13 protein-coding genes, 10 tRNA genes, 2 rRNA genes and 1 pseudogene are annotated in these 13,677 nt (G+C 51.7%); 23 read left to right on the top strand and 3 right to left on the bottom strand.

From position 1 onward, the window contains the following. The 14 genes from FPZ49_RS29880 to FPZ49_RS29815 all read left to right on the top strand — a co-directional run. Window positions 1–113 (top strand): 23S ribosomal RNA (locus tag FPZ49_RS29880); the annotation flags it as partial. A gap of 60 nt (window positions 114–173) precedes the next feature. Beyond that, a 5S ribosomal RNA gene (gene rrf, locus FPZ49_RS29875) occupies window positions 174–290 on the top strand. 39 nt (window positions 291–329) lie between these two features. Then, a tRNA-Phe gene (locus FPZ49_RS29870) sits at window positions 330–405 on the top strand. 27 nt (window positions 406–432) lie between these two features. Then, a tRNA-Tyr gene (locus FPZ49_RS29865) sits at window positions 433–518 on the top strand. Window positions 519–529: 11 nt separating this feature from the next. Then, a tRNA-Lys gene (locus FPZ49_RS29860) sits at window positions 530–602 on the top strand. Between the two features lie 21 nt (window positions 603–623). Further along, a tRNA-Leu gene (locus FPZ49_RS29855) sits at window positions 624–709 on the top strand. Window positions 710–721: 12 nt separating this feature from the next. Next, a tRNA-Leu gene (locus tag FPZ49_RS29850) sits at window positions 722–805 on the top strand. Window positions 806–814: 9 nt separating this feature from the next. Continuing rightward, a tRNA-Gly gene (locus FPZ49_RS29845) sits at window positions 815–889 on the top strand. A 9-nt stretch (window positions 890–898) separates the two neighbouring features. Next, window positions 899–975 (top strand) — tRNA-Arg (locus FPZ49_RS29840). A 33-nt stretch (window positions 976–1,008) separates the two neighbouring features. Continuing rightward, window positions 1,009–1,088 (top strand) — tRNA-Leu (locus FPZ49_RS29835). A gap of 11 nt (window positions 1,089–1,099) precedes the next feature. Further along, a tRNA-Pro gene (locus FPZ49_RS29830) sits at window positions 1,100–1,176 on the top strand. Window positions 1,177–1,184: 8 nt separating this feature from the next. Further along, window positions 1,185–1,255 (top strand) — tRNA-Gly (locus FPZ49_RS29825). Window positions 1,256–1,734: 479 nt separating this feature from the next. Then, on the top strand, window positions 1,735–2,040 hold the full coding sequence (locus tag FPZ49_RS37335) for a methyl-accepting chemotaxis protein (RefSeq protein WP_315899213.1): 306 nt from the start codon (window positions 1,735–1,737) through the stop codon (window positions 2,038–2,040). 89 nt (window positions 2,041–2,129) lie between these two features. Next, on the top strand, window positions 2,130–2,402 hold the full coding sequence (locus FPZ49_RS29815) for a hypothetical protein (protein ID WP_144854018.1): 273 nt from the start codon (window positions 2,130–2,132) through the stop codon (window positions 2,400–2,402). A 73-nt stretch (window positions 2,403–2,475) separates the two neighbouring features. On the opposite strand, the gene FPZ49_RS29810 is transcribed toward FPZ49_RS29815, so the two are convergent. Further along, a complete protein-coding gene (locus FPZ49_RS29810; protein ID WP_144854017.1) occupies window positions 2,476–2,862 on the bottom strand; it encodes a hypothetical protein in 387 nt (128 codons plus the stop codon). Between the two features lie 188 nt (window positions 2,863–3,050). Here FPZ49_RS29810 and FPZ49_RS29805 point away from each other — a divergent pair, with 188 nt between their 5' ends. The 7 genes from FPZ49_RS29805 to phnE (FPZ49_RS29775) all read left to right on the top strand — a co-directional run bounded on the left by FPZ49_RS29805 (window position 3,051) and on the right by phnE (FPZ49_RS29775) (window position 9,039). Beyond that, window positions 3,051–3,857: a uroporphyrinogen-III synthase gene (locus FPZ49_RS29805; RefSeq protein ID WP_144854016.1), complete on the top strand. Its 807-nt coding sequence runs from the start codon at window positions 3,051–3,053 to the stop codon at window positions 3,855–3,857. 104 nt (window positions 3,858–3,961) lie between these two features. Continuing rightward, complete coding sequence (locus FPZ49_RS29800) at window positions 3,962–4,885, top strand: ABC transporter ATP-binding protein (RefSeq protein ID WP_144854015.1); 924 nt, start codon at window positions 3,962–3,964, stop codon at window positions 4,883–4,885. Beyond that, window positions 4,878–5,657 (top strand): ABC transporter permease, encoded by a 780-nt coding sequence (locus FPZ49_RS29795; protein WP_144854014.1) that lies wholly within the window; start codon window positions 4,878–4,880, stop codon window positions 5,655–5,657. The genes FPZ49_RS29800 and FPZ49_RS29795 overlap by 8 nt, the downstream gene beginning before the upstream one ends. A gap of 90 nt (window positions 5,658–5,747) precedes the next feature. Then, on the top strand, window positions 5,748–6,548 hold the full coding sequence (locus tag FPZ49_RS29790) for a lipid II flippase Amj family protein (protein WP_144854013.1): 801 nt from the start codon (window positions 5,748–5,750) through the stop codon (window positions 6,546–6,548). A 128-nt stretch (window positions 6,549–6,676) separates the two neighbouring features. Continuing rightward, on the top strand, window positions 6,677–7,447 hold the full coding sequence (phnC, locus tag FPZ49_RS29785; RefSeq protein WP_144854012.1) for a phosphonate ABC transporter ATP-binding protein: 771 nt from the start codon (window positions 6,677–6,679) through the stop codon (window positions 7,445–7,447). Further along, window positions 7,448–8,245 carry a phosphonate ABC transporter, permease protein PhnE gene (gene phnE / locus FPZ49_RS29780; protein WP_144854011.1) on the top strand — a complete coding sequence of 266 codons (798 nt, stop codon included), beginning with the start codon at window positions 7,448–7,450 and terminating at the stop codon, window positions 8,243–8,245. After that, window positions 8,242–9,039, top strand: coding sequence for a phosphonate ABC transporter, permease protein PhnE (gene phnE, locus FPZ49_RS29775; RefSeq protein ID WP_144854010.1), 798 nt, complete (start codon window positions 8,242–8,244; stop codon window positions 9,037–9,039). The genes phnE (FPZ49_RS29780) and phnE (FPZ49_RS29775) overlap by 4 nt, the downstream gene beginning before the upstream one ends. Window positions 9,040–9,089: 50 nt before the next feature. On the opposite strand, the gene FPZ49_RS29770 is transcribed toward phnE (FPZ49_RS29775), so the two are convergent. Beyond that, a complete protein-coding gene (locus FPZ49_RS29770) occupies window positions 9,090–9,974 on the bottom strand; it encodes a LysR family transcriptional regulator (RefSeq protein WP_144854009.1) in 885 nt (294 codons plus the stop codon). A 145-nt stretch (window positions 9,975–10,119) separates the two neighbouring features. Between FPZ49_RS29770 and thrC the strand changes: the two are divergent. Next, a pseudogene (thrC, locus tag FPZ49_RS29765) lies at window positions 10,120–11,372 on the top strand (threonine synthase). A 96-nt stretch (window positions 11,373–11,468) separates the two neighbouring features. Next, window positions 11,469–12,449, top strand: a complete 981-nt coding sequence (locus FPZ49_RS29760; RefSeq protein WP_144854008.1) for a ribose-phosphate diphosphokinase — start codon at window positions 11,469–11,471, stop codon at window positions 12,447–12,449. A gap of 73 nt (window positions 12,450–12,522) precedes the next feature. Here FPZ49_RS29760 and FPZ49_RS29755 read toward each other — a convergent pair whose 3' ends face one another. After that, complete coding sequence (locus tag FPZ49_RS29755; protein WP_144854007.1) at window positions 12,523–13,488, bottom strand: phosphate/phosphite/phosphonate ABC transporter substrate-binding protein; 966 nt, start codon at window positions 13,486–13,488, stop codon at window positions 12,523–12,525. Between the last annotated feature and the right edge of the window lie 189 nt (window positions 13,489–13,677).

The raw sequence follows: 13,677 nt of genomic DNA, 5'->3' as shown, positions 1-13,677 counted from the left end.
TGAGATTTCCCAGTATGTAAGACCCCTTGTAGACGACGAGGTAGATAGGTTCGGGGTGGAAGCGCGGCAACGTGTGGAGCTGACGAATACTAATCGGTCGAGGGCTTATCCAAAACGATTCAGCAAGCTTTGTTTCGAATCCAGTTTTCAGGGTGCAAATCCTGAACAATCCGTTTGGTGATGATGGCGGAAGGGAACCACGCGTACCCATCCCGAACACGACCGTTAAGCCTTCCAGCGTCGATGGTACTTGGACCGCAGGGTCCTGGGAGAGTAGAACGTCGCCAAGCGGATACCACATTCGTGGTGTGTATGAAACATGGCTATTCGGCTCGGTAGCTCAGTCGGTAGAGCAGAGGACTGAAAATCCTCGTGTCGGCGGTTCGATTCCGTCCCGAGCCACCACATGTTTGACCTTCAGCGTCAACATGAGGAGGCTTAGCGAAGTGGCCAAACGCAGCAGACTGTAAATCTGTTCTCTGACGAGTTCGGTGGTTCGAATCCATCAGCCTCCACCATTTAATAGTATGAGCCATTAGCTCAGTTGGTAGAGCACCTGACTTTTAATCAGGGTGTCGTAGGTTCGAGTCCTACATGGCTCACTTTTTTTCTGAATTCAATATGCGGTTGTGGTGGAATGGCAGACACGCTATCTTGAGGGGGTAGTGGGCGTACGCTCGTGGAGGTTCGAGTCCTCTCAACCGCACCATCAACAAAATATGCGTTCGTGGCGGAATTGGCAGACGCGCTAGATTCAGGTTCTAGTGGGGTAACAGCCGTGGAGGTTCGAGTCCTCTCGAGCGCATAGCTTTAAGCGGAAGTGGCTCAGCGGTAGAGCATCGCCTTGCCAAGGCGAGGGTCGCGGGTTCGATTCCCGTCTTCCGCTCCATATTTTTTTGTGCCCTTAGCTCAGCCGGATAGAGCGTTTGACTACGAATCAAAAGGTCGGGAGTTCGAATCTCTCAGGGCACGCCATTAATGCATCATTTTTGAAATACATCCATACCTGCCGGTATGGCGGAATTGGCAGACGCGCGCGACTCAAAATCGTGAGGGAAACCGTGGGGGTTCAAGTCCCTCTACCGGCATCTTAAAATAACGGGACGTAGCTCAGCTTGGTAGAGCACCTGGTTTGGGACCAGGGGGTCGCATGTTCAAATCGTGTCGTCCCGACCATTTTATTTGCGGATGTAGTTCAATGGCAGAACTCCAGCTTCCCAAGCTGGTAGCGTGGGTTCGATTCCCATCATCCGCTTATATACGAAACAAGTGAACTGCTTATCAAAGCAGTTCTTTTTTTGTTTTCCGGGGCTTAACTGAGGTACGAGAGCCAGCTGGGATATGTTTAAAATTGAAAGAGATGATGGAACTGTTGGGGAAGCAAGAACAATTGCATGCAAGAAATAAATTAATGATTTCGCTATATTGGGTGATTTTGCTGCTGGGGTTGGTTAGTAATACGATGAGTATGGCGACAGTGTAGCTGTAGTTTTGAGTGTGGTGGTTTGGAGAAAATGGTTCGTGGCTTACGTAAAGTATGGCATAAAGTTCGGGATGGCGCTTGTAAGCTTTGCATTAATTGCACAGTCCACGAGTTTTACGACTTATATTTTGTTGTATTTTAGCCTAATTCTCGTCCCCATTTATCATGATTATCGACCGATTCTTGTCTTTTGGCCTGTTTGGCATTGCTGCTACCAATTACTTTTATTCCACATTGGAGTTGATGGCCGGTTGGATCAGTCCATTCGGATGGCCAACTGCAACTCTTTATCGATGCGAGAGCTAACCGGTCAAATGTCGCACATTACGGAGCATGGCAACGCAAAGGTCGATCTTATGCAAGCCGAGATGGACAAGGTTAATGGAATTGTCAAGCAGACCGTTGAAATGATGAATAAGCTGGGCGGGCAGAGCCAGCAGATTGGGACGATTTTAACGACGATACATGAAATTTCTACCCAAACGAATTTGCTTGCGCAAATTGCAGATATTGAGGCTGCACGAGCCGGTGAGCATGGCCGCGGATTTGCATTTTGAACGAAATTCAAACCATGATGCAGCTCGCAGCAAAAGAAATCAATGACGGGTTTGAAGCGGTTAGGGCAAGTCAGAAGAAGATGGAATAGGTGGCTCAGGTGTTCTCTACGATTGTCGAGTGCTCCGAGGTGCTTGCTGTGAAGGCGGACGAAATGGAATCGGTTAGCACCCATCTAAGAGACTCCTCCGTACATATCGTTAGACGTGACTTCTGTCTCCATCATTACACAAGAAGCTGCGGTGTCGGTGAGCAAGTATTGGCGAGTGTGGAAGAGCAGCATAAGATGATCGATAACATTGTGGTTAGCATTCAAACGCTGAATCAGTTAATTACGGAATTAGAGGATGTCTTAGGGAAGTAAGGCGTGAACTCCAAATGAAAACAAAATCCAACGGCTCATGGGAAGAGATATGGGCTGTTGGATTTTTTTGTTACTACTCGTTCTTATTATCCTTGGATTTGTCTTGATCACTGGAAGATGACTTTTGCTGTTGCTGCTGCTGATTTTGCTTTTTGTCGGTACTAAACGGATTAGTGCCTTTACGAACCTTTTCTTCAAATTGATATTCGCGGCGAAGGGTTTCCTCCTGCGTTTTTTGGAGCTTTTTCAATTGATCCTTCTCGGCTTTTCGCGTTTTCTGATGCTGCTCGTATTCGGATTTTTTGACTTCCTGGTACATTTTCATTTGCTCTTGGAGCTGGGAATCGATCGGTTTGGCGTTTTGCTGGTTTTGGCTTTGGGCTTTTTGTTTCGACTGGTCTTTCCCACAGCCGGGTAGGAATAGCAGCAGACAAGCGCATAAGAGCAGAAGCTTGTACATGAATAGGACCTCCTTCAGCAATGAAGGTGATGGATGCTCCTAGTTTAACCTGTGACGAAAAAAACATGATGGTGCGGCGCAGTAATGTTTTGGATGTAAGTAAGGATTGAAGAAGTAAAAGATATGGGGTATAGTACATTTTATTAGATGTAATAGAATCTCACATGAAGTTTCAAGGAGTGAAGGAAATGGCCAAGCTAGAGGGAAAACGCATCGCACTGACCGGACCGCGCAAGGCGGCGGAGCTAAGTGTCATTGTAGAAAAGCTCGGGGGAATCCCGATTGTTCGGCCTGCCCAGGGAACGGTAGAAATTGAACGTGAAAAGGTTGAGAAGAAAGTCGTTGAGCTGATTCAGCATGGTGCGGATTGGATCATTTTGACGACGGGGGTTGGAACGGAAATGCTGGTCCAGGTGGCGGAAAGCATGGGTCTGGCAGAGGAATTTGTGAAAGCGCTCAGTCGAACCCAAATCGCGGCACGCGGCTACAAAACGGTCAAATATTTGAAGCATCTTGGACTAGAGCCTACGGTTCGTGATGATGACGGAACGACGGTAGGGATTCTAAGAGCGTTGATGCCGTACGATTTACGTGGAAATAAGGTGGCGCTGCAGCTGTATGGGGATCATGCGCCGCGGCTGGTGCAGTGGCTTCGTAAGAGCGGTGCGGAGTATTATGAGATTTTACCTTACAAGCATATCCCGCCGGAGACGGCCATCGTGGATACGCTGCTAAAGGAGATTATAGAAGGCGAGCTGGATGCGGTTACGTTCACGAGTACTCCGCAGGTGCGTTTTCTGATGGCCTACGCCAGAGATAAAGGCTGGGCCAAGCAAGTGACGCAAGCCTTTGAAGATGGCGTTGTTGCAACCGCGGTGGGGAAGGTAACGGCGGAAGCGCTGCGGGATGAAGGGATTAGCCGGGTGGTCGCTCCTGAGGAAGAACGGATGGGCAGTATGATGGTTACACTGGCAAAATATTATGATGAGCAGTAGGGATAAGTCCAGGCGGCAAGCCAATATTTGGTCGGGCTCAGAAGGTATGGTATACTTTTCCTGTTAAATGGATATTCTACCTTTTTTGCTGTTTGGGAGGTTTTATGAACACTACGCAAGTTGTTTCGCTGCAGCAGCTGACGAAGAAGATCGGCTCCAAGACGATTGTTGATGGGCTCACCTTTGAGGTGTATCCTGGTGAGGTGTTTGGATTTCTCGGCCCGAATGGTGCTGGAAAAACGACCACGATCCGAATGATGGTCGGCCTCATGTCGATCACCGAAGGGGAAGTGACGATCCAAGGCCGAAGTGTGAAGCGCCAATTTGAGGAAGCAATGGTGCACGTCGGGGCAATCGTGGAAAATCCGGAATTTTACGGTTTTATGAGCGGATATCAGAATTTGATGCATTTTGCCCGCATGATGCCGAATGTAAACAAGGATCGAATCGATGAAGTGGTCAAGCTCGTTCGGCTCGAAAACCGCATTCATGATAAAGTCAAAACCTACTCGCTAGGCATGCGCCAGCGGCTTGGCGTGGCTCAGGCCATCCTTCATCGTCCGTCCGTGCTGGTGCTGGATGAGCCTACGAACGGGCTGGATCCAGAGGGCATCCGCGAGCTTCGGGATTATTTGCGGGAGCTGTCGAGGGTAGAGGGACTTGCCGTTATCGTCTCAAGCCACCTGCTCTCCGAGATGGAGCTGATGTGCGACCGTGTCGCCATTATACAGAACGGCAAGCTGTTGGATGTACGTTCGTTTAAGGAAGCGCCTACGGAGACGGAGAAGGTGGAAGTCAGCTTCGAGGTAGGCCAGCTGGACGCGGCGCTTGAGCTGATGGAGGACGGAATGCTTGTCAAGGCCGAAGGGGCTGAGCTTGTCGTCCTGCTGGCCAACCGTCGGGAGGCGGTTGCAGCGTTCAATGCCCGGCTGGTTGAGGCGGGAATCCACGTGTTTGCCATTCGGGCTATGACCAAGACGCTGGAGGATCAATTCCTCGAGGTGACAAGGGGGAATCGGATTGTCTAGCTTTCTTCGGCTCGTGCAAAATGAGCAAACCAAAATCTACACCCGTCTGCGGACCACGGTTATGCTTGCGATTCTGGTGCTGGCGGTTATTTTGACCGGGATTTTGATGAAATATGTCATTGAAACCGGCATGAATCATGTGCTGCAATTTATGGCATTCTTACTGACTTTAAATTTTACGGCGCTAACAGCCATCTTTACTGTGATCGTGGCAGGTGATATCGTGGCTTCCGAATTCACCTGGGGAACGATTAAGCTGCTGCTGATTCGACCGGCCTCACGGGGCAAAATTTTGCTCGCAAAATATGTCTCCGTGGTTCTGTTCATGCTGACCTTCCTGCTGGTTACGCTGATTGTCAGTTATTTTACCGGATTAATCTTATTTGGAGTCTCGGGTACGGTTAGCCCTGATGCGGGGTTATCTACCATCATGAAAGCGTATGGTCTGGAATTCGTGAGCCTCTTAATGTCAGCCACCCTGTCATTCATGATCTCAGCGGTGTTTCGCAGCAGCTCGCTTGCGATTGGATTGTCTATTTTTCTGATGTTCACGTCTTCAGCAATTGTGGCCGTCCTGGCGCAATTGAAATATAGCTGGGTGAAATATTTGCTGTTTGCCAATACGAATCTGGCTCCTTATGTGAATGGCGGGAAGCCCGTGATGCCAGGCATGACGCTCGGATTTTCGGTGTCTGTACTTGTAGCGTATTGGATTGTGTTCTATGTGGTGTCTTGGCTGCTCTTTACGAAACGGGATGTAGCCGGAAGCTGATTCGAAGGTGCGTCGAATAAAACGTGATTGTCAGCCGTTAAAGGTAACGGTATGCAATCGCGTTTTTCTACTTCAAGTGAGGAGGATCGAATGGGGAACTCACTTCTACTAATCTGTGCACTAACGCTTGTTATCCATGCGGCCGAAACGCTCGGCTATGCGGTCAGACTTGCAGGCATCCGCAGCGGCAAGCTGGCGGTAGCGTTATCACTAACCGGCATCATCGTGCTAGTCTCGCGGACGTCGAACCTGGCCCAAGGGCCTTTAACCGGTGGACTCATTGATGCGGCCAAGAAGGGAACGGGCATACCGCTTCAGACGGAGTTTCATTTGATCCTGGCGGCTGCCTCGATAGGAACGATCCTCTCGATTGTACTGTTTCCGACGATGGTGTTTGTGTTTATGCGGCTGGTGGCGCATTTGGAGATTGCGGGGTCCATTCCTGCGCTGGTAAAGCAATCGGTCTCGATCGATAAGCTCAAGCGGATCAAGCGGAAGGTGCGCATGCCCCGAGTTGAAATGCTGATGCGGCTGCGGGTCGGCGGCATTCCGAAGCGACTGCTGGTATTAAATACCGCGGTGACGGGCATTTATACGGTAGGCGTGCTTTCCTCGCTCTATGCATCTTATCTCGTCCCGGCTCATGCGCTCGCGGCTTCTCAATCCTCTGGGCTCATTAACGGGATTGCGACAATCCTGCTGACGATCTTTATTGACCCACGCGTGGCGCTGCTGTCGGACAAGGCGATGGCGGGGAAGGTGCGCACGTCTGAGATGAACAAAATGTTCGGCTTGCTCATGCTATCCAGGCTGGCAGGGACCGTGCTTGCACAGCTTCTGCTGCTGCCCGGCGCCGCGGTCATTGCATGGTGGGTATCATGGCTGGCATAGTCAGAAGCTGGGTGGAAAGTCCTAGGGATATTGTAAACCGCTGAAAAATAAAGAGGATAACCGCGCTAAATGTCGAATACTATCTTGTTGGCCATTTTATTCTAACTAAAGGGGAATTCACGGAACCTATGATTGAATTTCAAAATGTATCTAAAGTGTATCCCAACGGGACGACAGGTCTAAAAAATATTAATCTTAAGATCAATAAAGGGGAATTCGTGGTTATTGTTGGGCTCTCAGGGGCCGGAAAATCAACGCTGCTGCGCTCGATCAACCGGCTGCATGAAATCACCGACGGTCAAATCCTCATCGACGGCCGCTCGATCACGGATGCGTCTGGTGTTAGCCTACGCAATTTGCGCCGCGATATCGGGATGATTTTCCAAAATTTCAATCTGGTGAAGCGCTCCTCCGTACTTCGCAATGTACTTTCTGGCCGGGTCGGATACCATTCCACGCTTCGCACGCTGCTCGGCTTGTTCCCGAAGCACGATGTAGAGCTGGCGCTCAAAGCGCTTGAACGTGTAAACATTCGGGAGAAGGCGTATGCTCGCGCAGACGAGCTGTCTGGCGGTCAGCAGCAGCGGGTTTCGATTGCCCGTGCGTTGGCGCAGGAAGCGAAAATTATTCTCGCGGACGAACCGGTGGCCTCGCTGGACCCGCTCACGACTCGTCAAGTCATGGATGACCTGAAGCGCATCAATCAAGAGCTGGGCATCACGACGGTGGTTAACCTACACTTTATCGACTTGTCCCGGGAGTACGCTACCCGCATCATCGGCTTGCGTGCAGGTGAGGTCGTATTCGACGGTCCTGTATCGGAAGCGACTGATGAAGCGTTCTCGGCGATTTACGGCCGTGCGATCAAGAAGGACGAGCTGCTGGGGGTGCAGGAGTAAATGAAGCCTGATTCGATCGGCAAAGCTGCTCCGTTACAAAAGCCCAATCGTACCAAGACGTATTTAAATGCGATCATCTTAATCTTATTACTCTGGGGCAGCGCATATAAAACGGACGCTACATTGACACAGCTCATCACCGGTACGCCGGAAATGGGTAAGCTGCTCGTGGACATGTTTCCTCCGGACTGGTCCTACATCGATGTGATTTGGAAGCCGATGATGGAGACGGTGCAAATGGCGGTGGTCGGTACGACCTTCGGAGCCATTCTTGCCATCCCCGTCTCGCTGCTTGCGGCAAGAAACGTAACCAAATCTCCGGTGCTGTACTACCCTGCAAGATTTATTCTTAACCTGGTGCGAACCATTCCGGACTTACTATTTGCGGCGGTTTTTGTTGCCATCTTCGGTTTGGGGCCCGTCGCAGGGGTGCTGGCGCTTATGTTTTTCTCGTTTGGTCTGATCTCGAAGCTTGCCTATGAATCCATCGAAGCAATCGATCCGGGGCCTCTGGAGGCGATGACGGCGGTTGGAGCGAATAAGCTGCAGTGGATTCATTTTGGCGTCGTCCCTCAGGTGCTGGCCTCGTTTATGGCTTACCTGCTGTACACGTTCGAAGTCAACGTGCGGGCGGCGGCTGTACTCGGCTTGGTCGGCGCAGGGGGGATTGGTCTGTTCCTGGATCGGTCGCTGAACCAGCTGCGATATGACCGTTCGTGCATGATTATTTTGGTGACCTTGGCGATCGTCCTGATCATCGACTACGCGAGTACTAAAATTCGGGAGAGGCTGCTATGACAAATCCATCCGTAAAAGCACCGTCAGGAGGCCGCCTCCGGTTTTGGCTGGTTGCGTTAATCATTCTGGCGATCTATATTTGGTCGTTCAACGGCATTCAATTTGAAGGCATTAAGGAAACGGCCGGACAAATTTCGAAGTCCATCCTCAAAGGACTCTTTCATCCCGACTGGTCCTATGTCTATATTCCGGAAGGTGAGGATTTGCTTCGGGGGCTGTTGGATACGCTGGCGATCTCCGTCCTGGGTACGTTTATTTCGGCGATTATTTGTGTGCCGTTTGCATTCTGGGCAGCTAATAATATGAGTAAATACCGTGCGGTTACCGCAAGCGGGAAGTTCGTGCTCAGTCTTATCCGGACGTTCCCGGAGATTGTTATGGCGATCCTGTTCATCAAGGCGGTGGGACCGACGCCATTCGCCGGGGTGCTGGCACTCGGGCTGCACTCGATCGGGATGCTCGGAAAGCTGTTCTCCGAGGCGGTCGAGAACATGGATCTCGGACCGACGGAAGCCTTGACGGCATGCGGCGCCAACCGGCTGCAGGTGCTCTGGTTCGCGGTCATTCCGCAGGTGCTGCCGGAATTCTTCTCCTTCTCGCTGTACCGCTTTGAAATCAATGTTCGCTCCGCAGCGATTCTTGGGATGATCGGCGCCGGCGGGATCGGTACTCCACTGATTTTTGCGCTGGAGGCTCGCGGTTGGAGCCGAGTAGGTATCATCCTTCTGGGCATTATCGTGATGGTCACGATCATCGATATGATCTCGACTTCGATTCGTAAACGATTGGTTTAAACCATAAGAGCCTGTCTCCACATGCGGTGGGGGCAGGCTTTTTTCAGCGCTTAAAGGCTATGCCGGATCACCTGCAGCAGCGTCTCAGCCGGCTTGGACAGCGCCTCCTGCTCTCGATAATAGACGGCGATCGGATTTACCGCTTGTATCCCCCGCACGTGTACCCGCGCCACGTCGCCGCGCTCGACATCCTCCCGTACCTCCGCGGCGGAAGCGAAAATAACGCCATAGCCTGCTTTGACCGCTTGAACGGCTTCGTTCATGCCATTCCATTGCACGGCGGCTTCGGGTGGATTCAAATTCGCGGTACGGCACAGGGCGAGCAGCATCTCACGGGTACGGCTTCCTTCCTCCCGCATGATGAACGGCTCCTGCAAAATGTCGGCCAAGCCGACCTCCTGATTCGCTAACGGATATCCCCGCGGCACCACAAACCACATCGGATCCTCCAGCAGCAGCATCCGGCCGATACCGGGCTCCGGCTCGATGCCGCCTCCAATCAAGGCCAGCTCCACCTCATAATGGGCTAGCTGGTGCATGACTTGCCGGGCATTCGCCGTTTGCAGCTTTACCTTCACGTCTCGATGTGACTGCTTGAACGCGGCAATCCAGCCTGGCAGGAGGAAGTTGGCCGGCAGGTAAGTCGCTGCGATGCGCAGGTGGCCGGTGTGTCCGGCCTTTAGATCGCTGATGCGCGCCTCGATCTCACGCTCCAGCGCGAACAGCCGACCGGCCTCGGCCGCGACGAACTCGCCGGCTTCCGTTAGCAGGATGCCGCGCCCCTTGGGAGCGATGAGGACAAGTCCGAGCTCCTGCTCCAGATTGCGAATTTGCACCGTGACAGCCGGCTGGCTGATCCGCAGTGCCTCGGAGGCTCGTGTGACACTGCCGGTTTGGGCGACGGTATTGAAAATTTTTAGGGCATGCAGGTTCATAGGCGATGGAATTCCTCTCCACAATTCATAATTATTATTTATGAGTATCTAATAAAATTATATTTTATTTATGAAATGATTTCTCTTATTCTAAGCTTATTAGCGATGGTAAGCAACCATTGAAATGAGAGGAACCCAAATGATGATGAAAATAATTTGTTACGATTGCACGCGAGCTTTTGAATGGAATACCGTGATGAGCCGCTGTGCGTGTGGAGGGTTGCTTCAGATCGAGCATGATTTTAGCGGACTGGATGCTGATGCGTTGAAAAGGCTCTTTCACGAGCGATTAGCCGAACGGACGACACCGCTGGCGGGTGGGGTATGGCGGTACAAGGAGCTGATCCACCCGCTGCTGCCTATGGATCAAATTGTAACGAAATATGAGGGCAATACAGGGCTGTACGCCTCTGAGCCGGTTAGCCGCTTCACGGGTGCGAGGAAGTTATGGCTGAAGGCGCAGAGTGAGAACCCAAGCGGATCGTTCAAGGATAACGGCATGGCGGTTGCGGTATCGCATGGCCGCTCGCTCGGGATGAACCGCTTTGCCTGCTCCTCGACGGGCAATACCTCGGCGTCGCTGGCGATGTACGCGGCGCTCTGCGGCGGCGAGTCGTACGTGTTCGTGCCAAGCGAGGGCGTGGCGGGCAGCAAGGTGCTGCAAACGCTCGCGTACGGCGGGCGGCTGGTCCGCTTTACCGGCACTTACGATGACGGTCTGCAGTTCTTAGAGACGCATGCGGAGGCGCTGGGGCTGTATGTTTGCAATTCGGTCAACCCGTTCCGGATCGAGGGGCAGAAAAGTATCATTTTCGAGATCGCGCAAATGATGGATTGGTCGCTGCCGGACTGGATTGTGCTGCCAGGGGGAGCTTTAAGCAACGCATCCGCCTTGGGGAAAGGGCTGCGGGAGCTTAAGGCGATCGGGCTCATTGAGAGGGTACCGCGCGTGGCTATTGTGCAGGCGGACGGTGCGAGTCCGTTCCACCGAATGATTGCGCAGGGAGCCGCCAGCCTGACGGCGGAGAAGCATCCGTCCACCCGTGCCAGTGCGCTGAACATCGGCAATCCCCCAAGCTGGAAGAAGGCGGTGGGTACGCTCCATTTTACGGATGGGGTGACGGTGTCCGTGTCGGATGAGGAAATTTTTGCAGCCAAATCGGTTGTGGATCGGTCTGGGATCGGCTGTGAGCCGGCTTCTGCCGCTGCGGTGGCAGGGCTGAAAAAGCTGGTCGCAAACGGGTCCATTGACCAAGAGGAGACGGCGGTCTGCATTTTGAGGGGCACTTGCTCAAGGATTCGGAGGCGCTACAAGGGTATGTACCGACTGAGGCTGATGCGCTCCAAGGAGACTGGAAGCAGATTTACGCCGCACTTTTGGTACAAATGAATTGTTGAGGTATGACGAAAAATAGCGTATGCTGGGGAAGGATGTAATAATATCAATAGATCAATTCATGAGAGATGGAATGACAAGCTTTGGGGAGGTAAATTATGCAACATGGTGAAATCAAGATATTCGCCGGCAGCTCAGGTATTGCCTTCGCTGAGGATGTGTGCCAGTATCTGGGGGTTGAGATCGGAGTAGCGGAAGCGTTTACCTTCTCGGACCGCAATACGTTCGTAAGGATCGGGGAGACGGTACGTGATAAGGATGTCTACTTAGTTCAGCCCATCGGGATGCGGCCGAATGATGAGTTCGTGGAAATTTTGTTCTGGATCGATGCCTTCAAACGGGCTAGCGCCAACACCGTGACGTTAATTTTACCTTACTTCAGCTATGCTAAAGGGGATAAAAAGGACGAGCCGCGGGTGTCCATCCGAGCTCGGGTATGTGCGGAATCGATCGAATTGGCCGGCGCAGACCGTGTCGTAGCGATGGATCTGCACAGTCACCAAATCCAGGGCTTCTTCAAAAAGCCGGTGGATCACCTCTTTGCACTCCCAGTGCTGTGCGAGACGATTACGCGGATGCAGCTGCAGGATCTGGTCGTCGTGTCTCCGGACGTTGGATTCGCCAAGCAAGCTCACAAGTTCGCCGATTACCTCGGTACGCCGTTAGCCATTGGGGATAAAACGAGGAAGGATCACAAGGAGCGGGCGGAAATTATGGAGATTATCGGAGATGTGAACGGGAAAACCGCGCTGATCGTCGATGACTTCTCGATCTCCGGCGGCACCTTGATCGAAATGGCGAAGCTGCTGAAGGAGCGGGGAGCGAAGCGCGTGCTGGCCTGTCTGTCGCATCTGGTCTTGAATGAGGCGTCGATCGCGAAGCTGGAGGAAAGTCCGCTCGAGATGATTATCGGGACTGACTCCGTGGAGAACCCTTATATCGCACAGTCGAGCAAAATCAAGCTGGTGTCGGTCGCACCGCTCTTCGGCGAAACGATTCGTCGGATTCATAAGAGCGAGTCCGTCAGCCCGCTGTTTGAGAAGGTACCGGACAAGCTGGTGACCAGCAAAATCGAATAAAAAAAAGGATGCCGGAATTGGATTCCAGCATCCTTTTTTTTGTTGGGGCTTCGCTCAGCTGAGCAGAGGAGCCTTATTTCTTTTGGCCGATTTCCTTAGCTGCCTGACGAACGATGTCGAACTTCTTATCATCGGATTTCACGTAGCCTTCGTGGGAGTATACGCTTTGGATGATTTTCTTGCTCTCTTCATTTTTGCCCAGGTCGATGAACGCTTGAGCAATCTTGTCTCTCCACGCTTGATCCATGTCGTTACGAACGGAGATGGTGTCGTTAGGGATTGGATCTGTGAATGTCAGTACGCGAACCTTGCTGAATACATCTGGGAAGTCTTTCACAACGGTTGTACGAGCGTCTTGGAATACCGCTGCTGCATCGACTTCGCCGTTCAGTACTGCCAGAACGCCTTTGTCATGGCCTTTTACCGTGATGCCTGTTACGTCCTTCTCTGGGTCAATGCCGTTCTTCTTCATCAAGATCGCTGGGTATACATAGCCTGCGGAGGACGTTACATCCTGCCAAGCGATTTTCTTGCCCTTCAGGTCTTTAATGTCTTTGATTGGGGAGTCGGCTTTTACGATGATCATGGATTTGTAGAAGTCTACCAGATCTTTCGTGTTTTGGCCGGTTTTATCGTCTACGCCAAAACGCTGTGCTTGAAGCAGCAGGTCAACGGCTTTCTTGTCGTCATGTGCGATTACATAGTTGCTTGGAGGCAGGAAGCCGATATCCACTTGCTTGGATGCCATAGCTTCGATAACGGTGTTGTAGTTGGTGGATACGGATACTTTTACAGGAATGCCAAGCTTGTCGCCAAGCAGCTTCTCAAGCGGCTTTGCTTTTGCTTCCAACGTTTCTGCTTGCTGGGACGGTACGAATTGAACACGCAATTCTTTTGGTACAAAGCCTTTTGCCGGCGCTTCTGTCTTTTTGTCGGCCGGAGCAGGTGCTGCTGGAGTTTGGTCTTTCTTAGCGCAGCCTGCAGCAATCCCTGCAGTCAGCAGCAAAGACAAGCTGATCGTTGTAAATTTTTTAAACATTTGACTTGACCTCCTGAAATTAGCTTGAAAATCCATTTACTACTATAACATAAATTGGGCTAACCGCCATAAAAAAATCGTTAAGTTTCTGCAAATTCGTGTCGAAAAACAATGAAAGGGCTTGCAGATTGTGCATGGAGACCTATTTTTGGTATAGTGTAGACAATTCGAGGAAAACGGAGTTGACAC

The sequence above is a fragment of the Paenibacillus cremeus genome (assembly GCF_007786445.1).
GTDB lineage: Bacteria > Bacillota > Bacilli > Paenibacillales > NBRC-103111 > Paenibacillus_G > Paenibacillus_G cremeus.
The sequence above is the reverse complement of the archived record's forward strand: the minus strand, read 5'-3'. Positions and strand labels throughout refer to the sequence as shown.

Excerpts from the sequence above, each read along its gene's own strand:
- FPZ49_RS29790 (WP_144854013.1), top strand. The coding sequence starts at position 5,748 with ATGGGGAACTCACTTCTACTAATCTGTGCACTAACGCTTGTTATCCAT.
- FPZ49_RS29755 (WP_144854007.1), bottom strand. The coding sequence starts at position 13,488 with ATGTTTAAAAAATTTACAACGATCAGCTTGTCTTTGCTGCTGACTGCA.
- FPZ49_RS29810 (WP_144854017.1), bottom strand. The coding sequence starts at position 2,862 with ATGTACAAGCTTCTGCTCTTATGCGCTTGTCTGCTGCTATTCCTACCC.
- FPZ49_RS29805 (WP_144854016.1), top strand. The coding sequence starts at position 3,051 with ATGGCCAAGCTAGAGGGAAAACGCATCGCACTGACCGGACCGCGCAAG.
- phnE (WP_144854010.1), top strand. The coding sequence starts at position 8,242 with ATGACAAATCCATCCGTAAAAGCACCGTCAGGAGGCCGCCTCCGGTTT.
- FPZ49_RS29760 (WP_144854008.1), top strand. The coding sequence starts at position 11,469 with ATGCAACATGGTGAAATCAAGATATTCGCCGGCAGCTCAGGTATTGCC.
- phnE (WP_144854011.1), top strand. The coding sequence starts at position 7,448 with ATGAAGCCTGATTCGATCGGCAAAGCTGCTCCGTTACAAAAGCCCAAT.
- FPZ49_RS29770 (WP_144854009.1), bottom strand. The coding sequence starts at position 9,974 with ATGAACCTGCATGCCCTAAAAATTTTCAATACCGTCGCCCAAACCGGC.
- FPZ49_RS29800 (WP_144854015.1), top strand. The coding sequence starts at position 3,962 with ATGAACACTACGCAAGTTGTTTCGCTGCAGCAGCTGACGAAGAAGATC.
- phnC (WP_144854012.1), top strand. The coding sequence starts at position 6,677 with ATGATTGAATTTCAAAATGTATCTAAAGTGTATCCCAACGGGACGACA.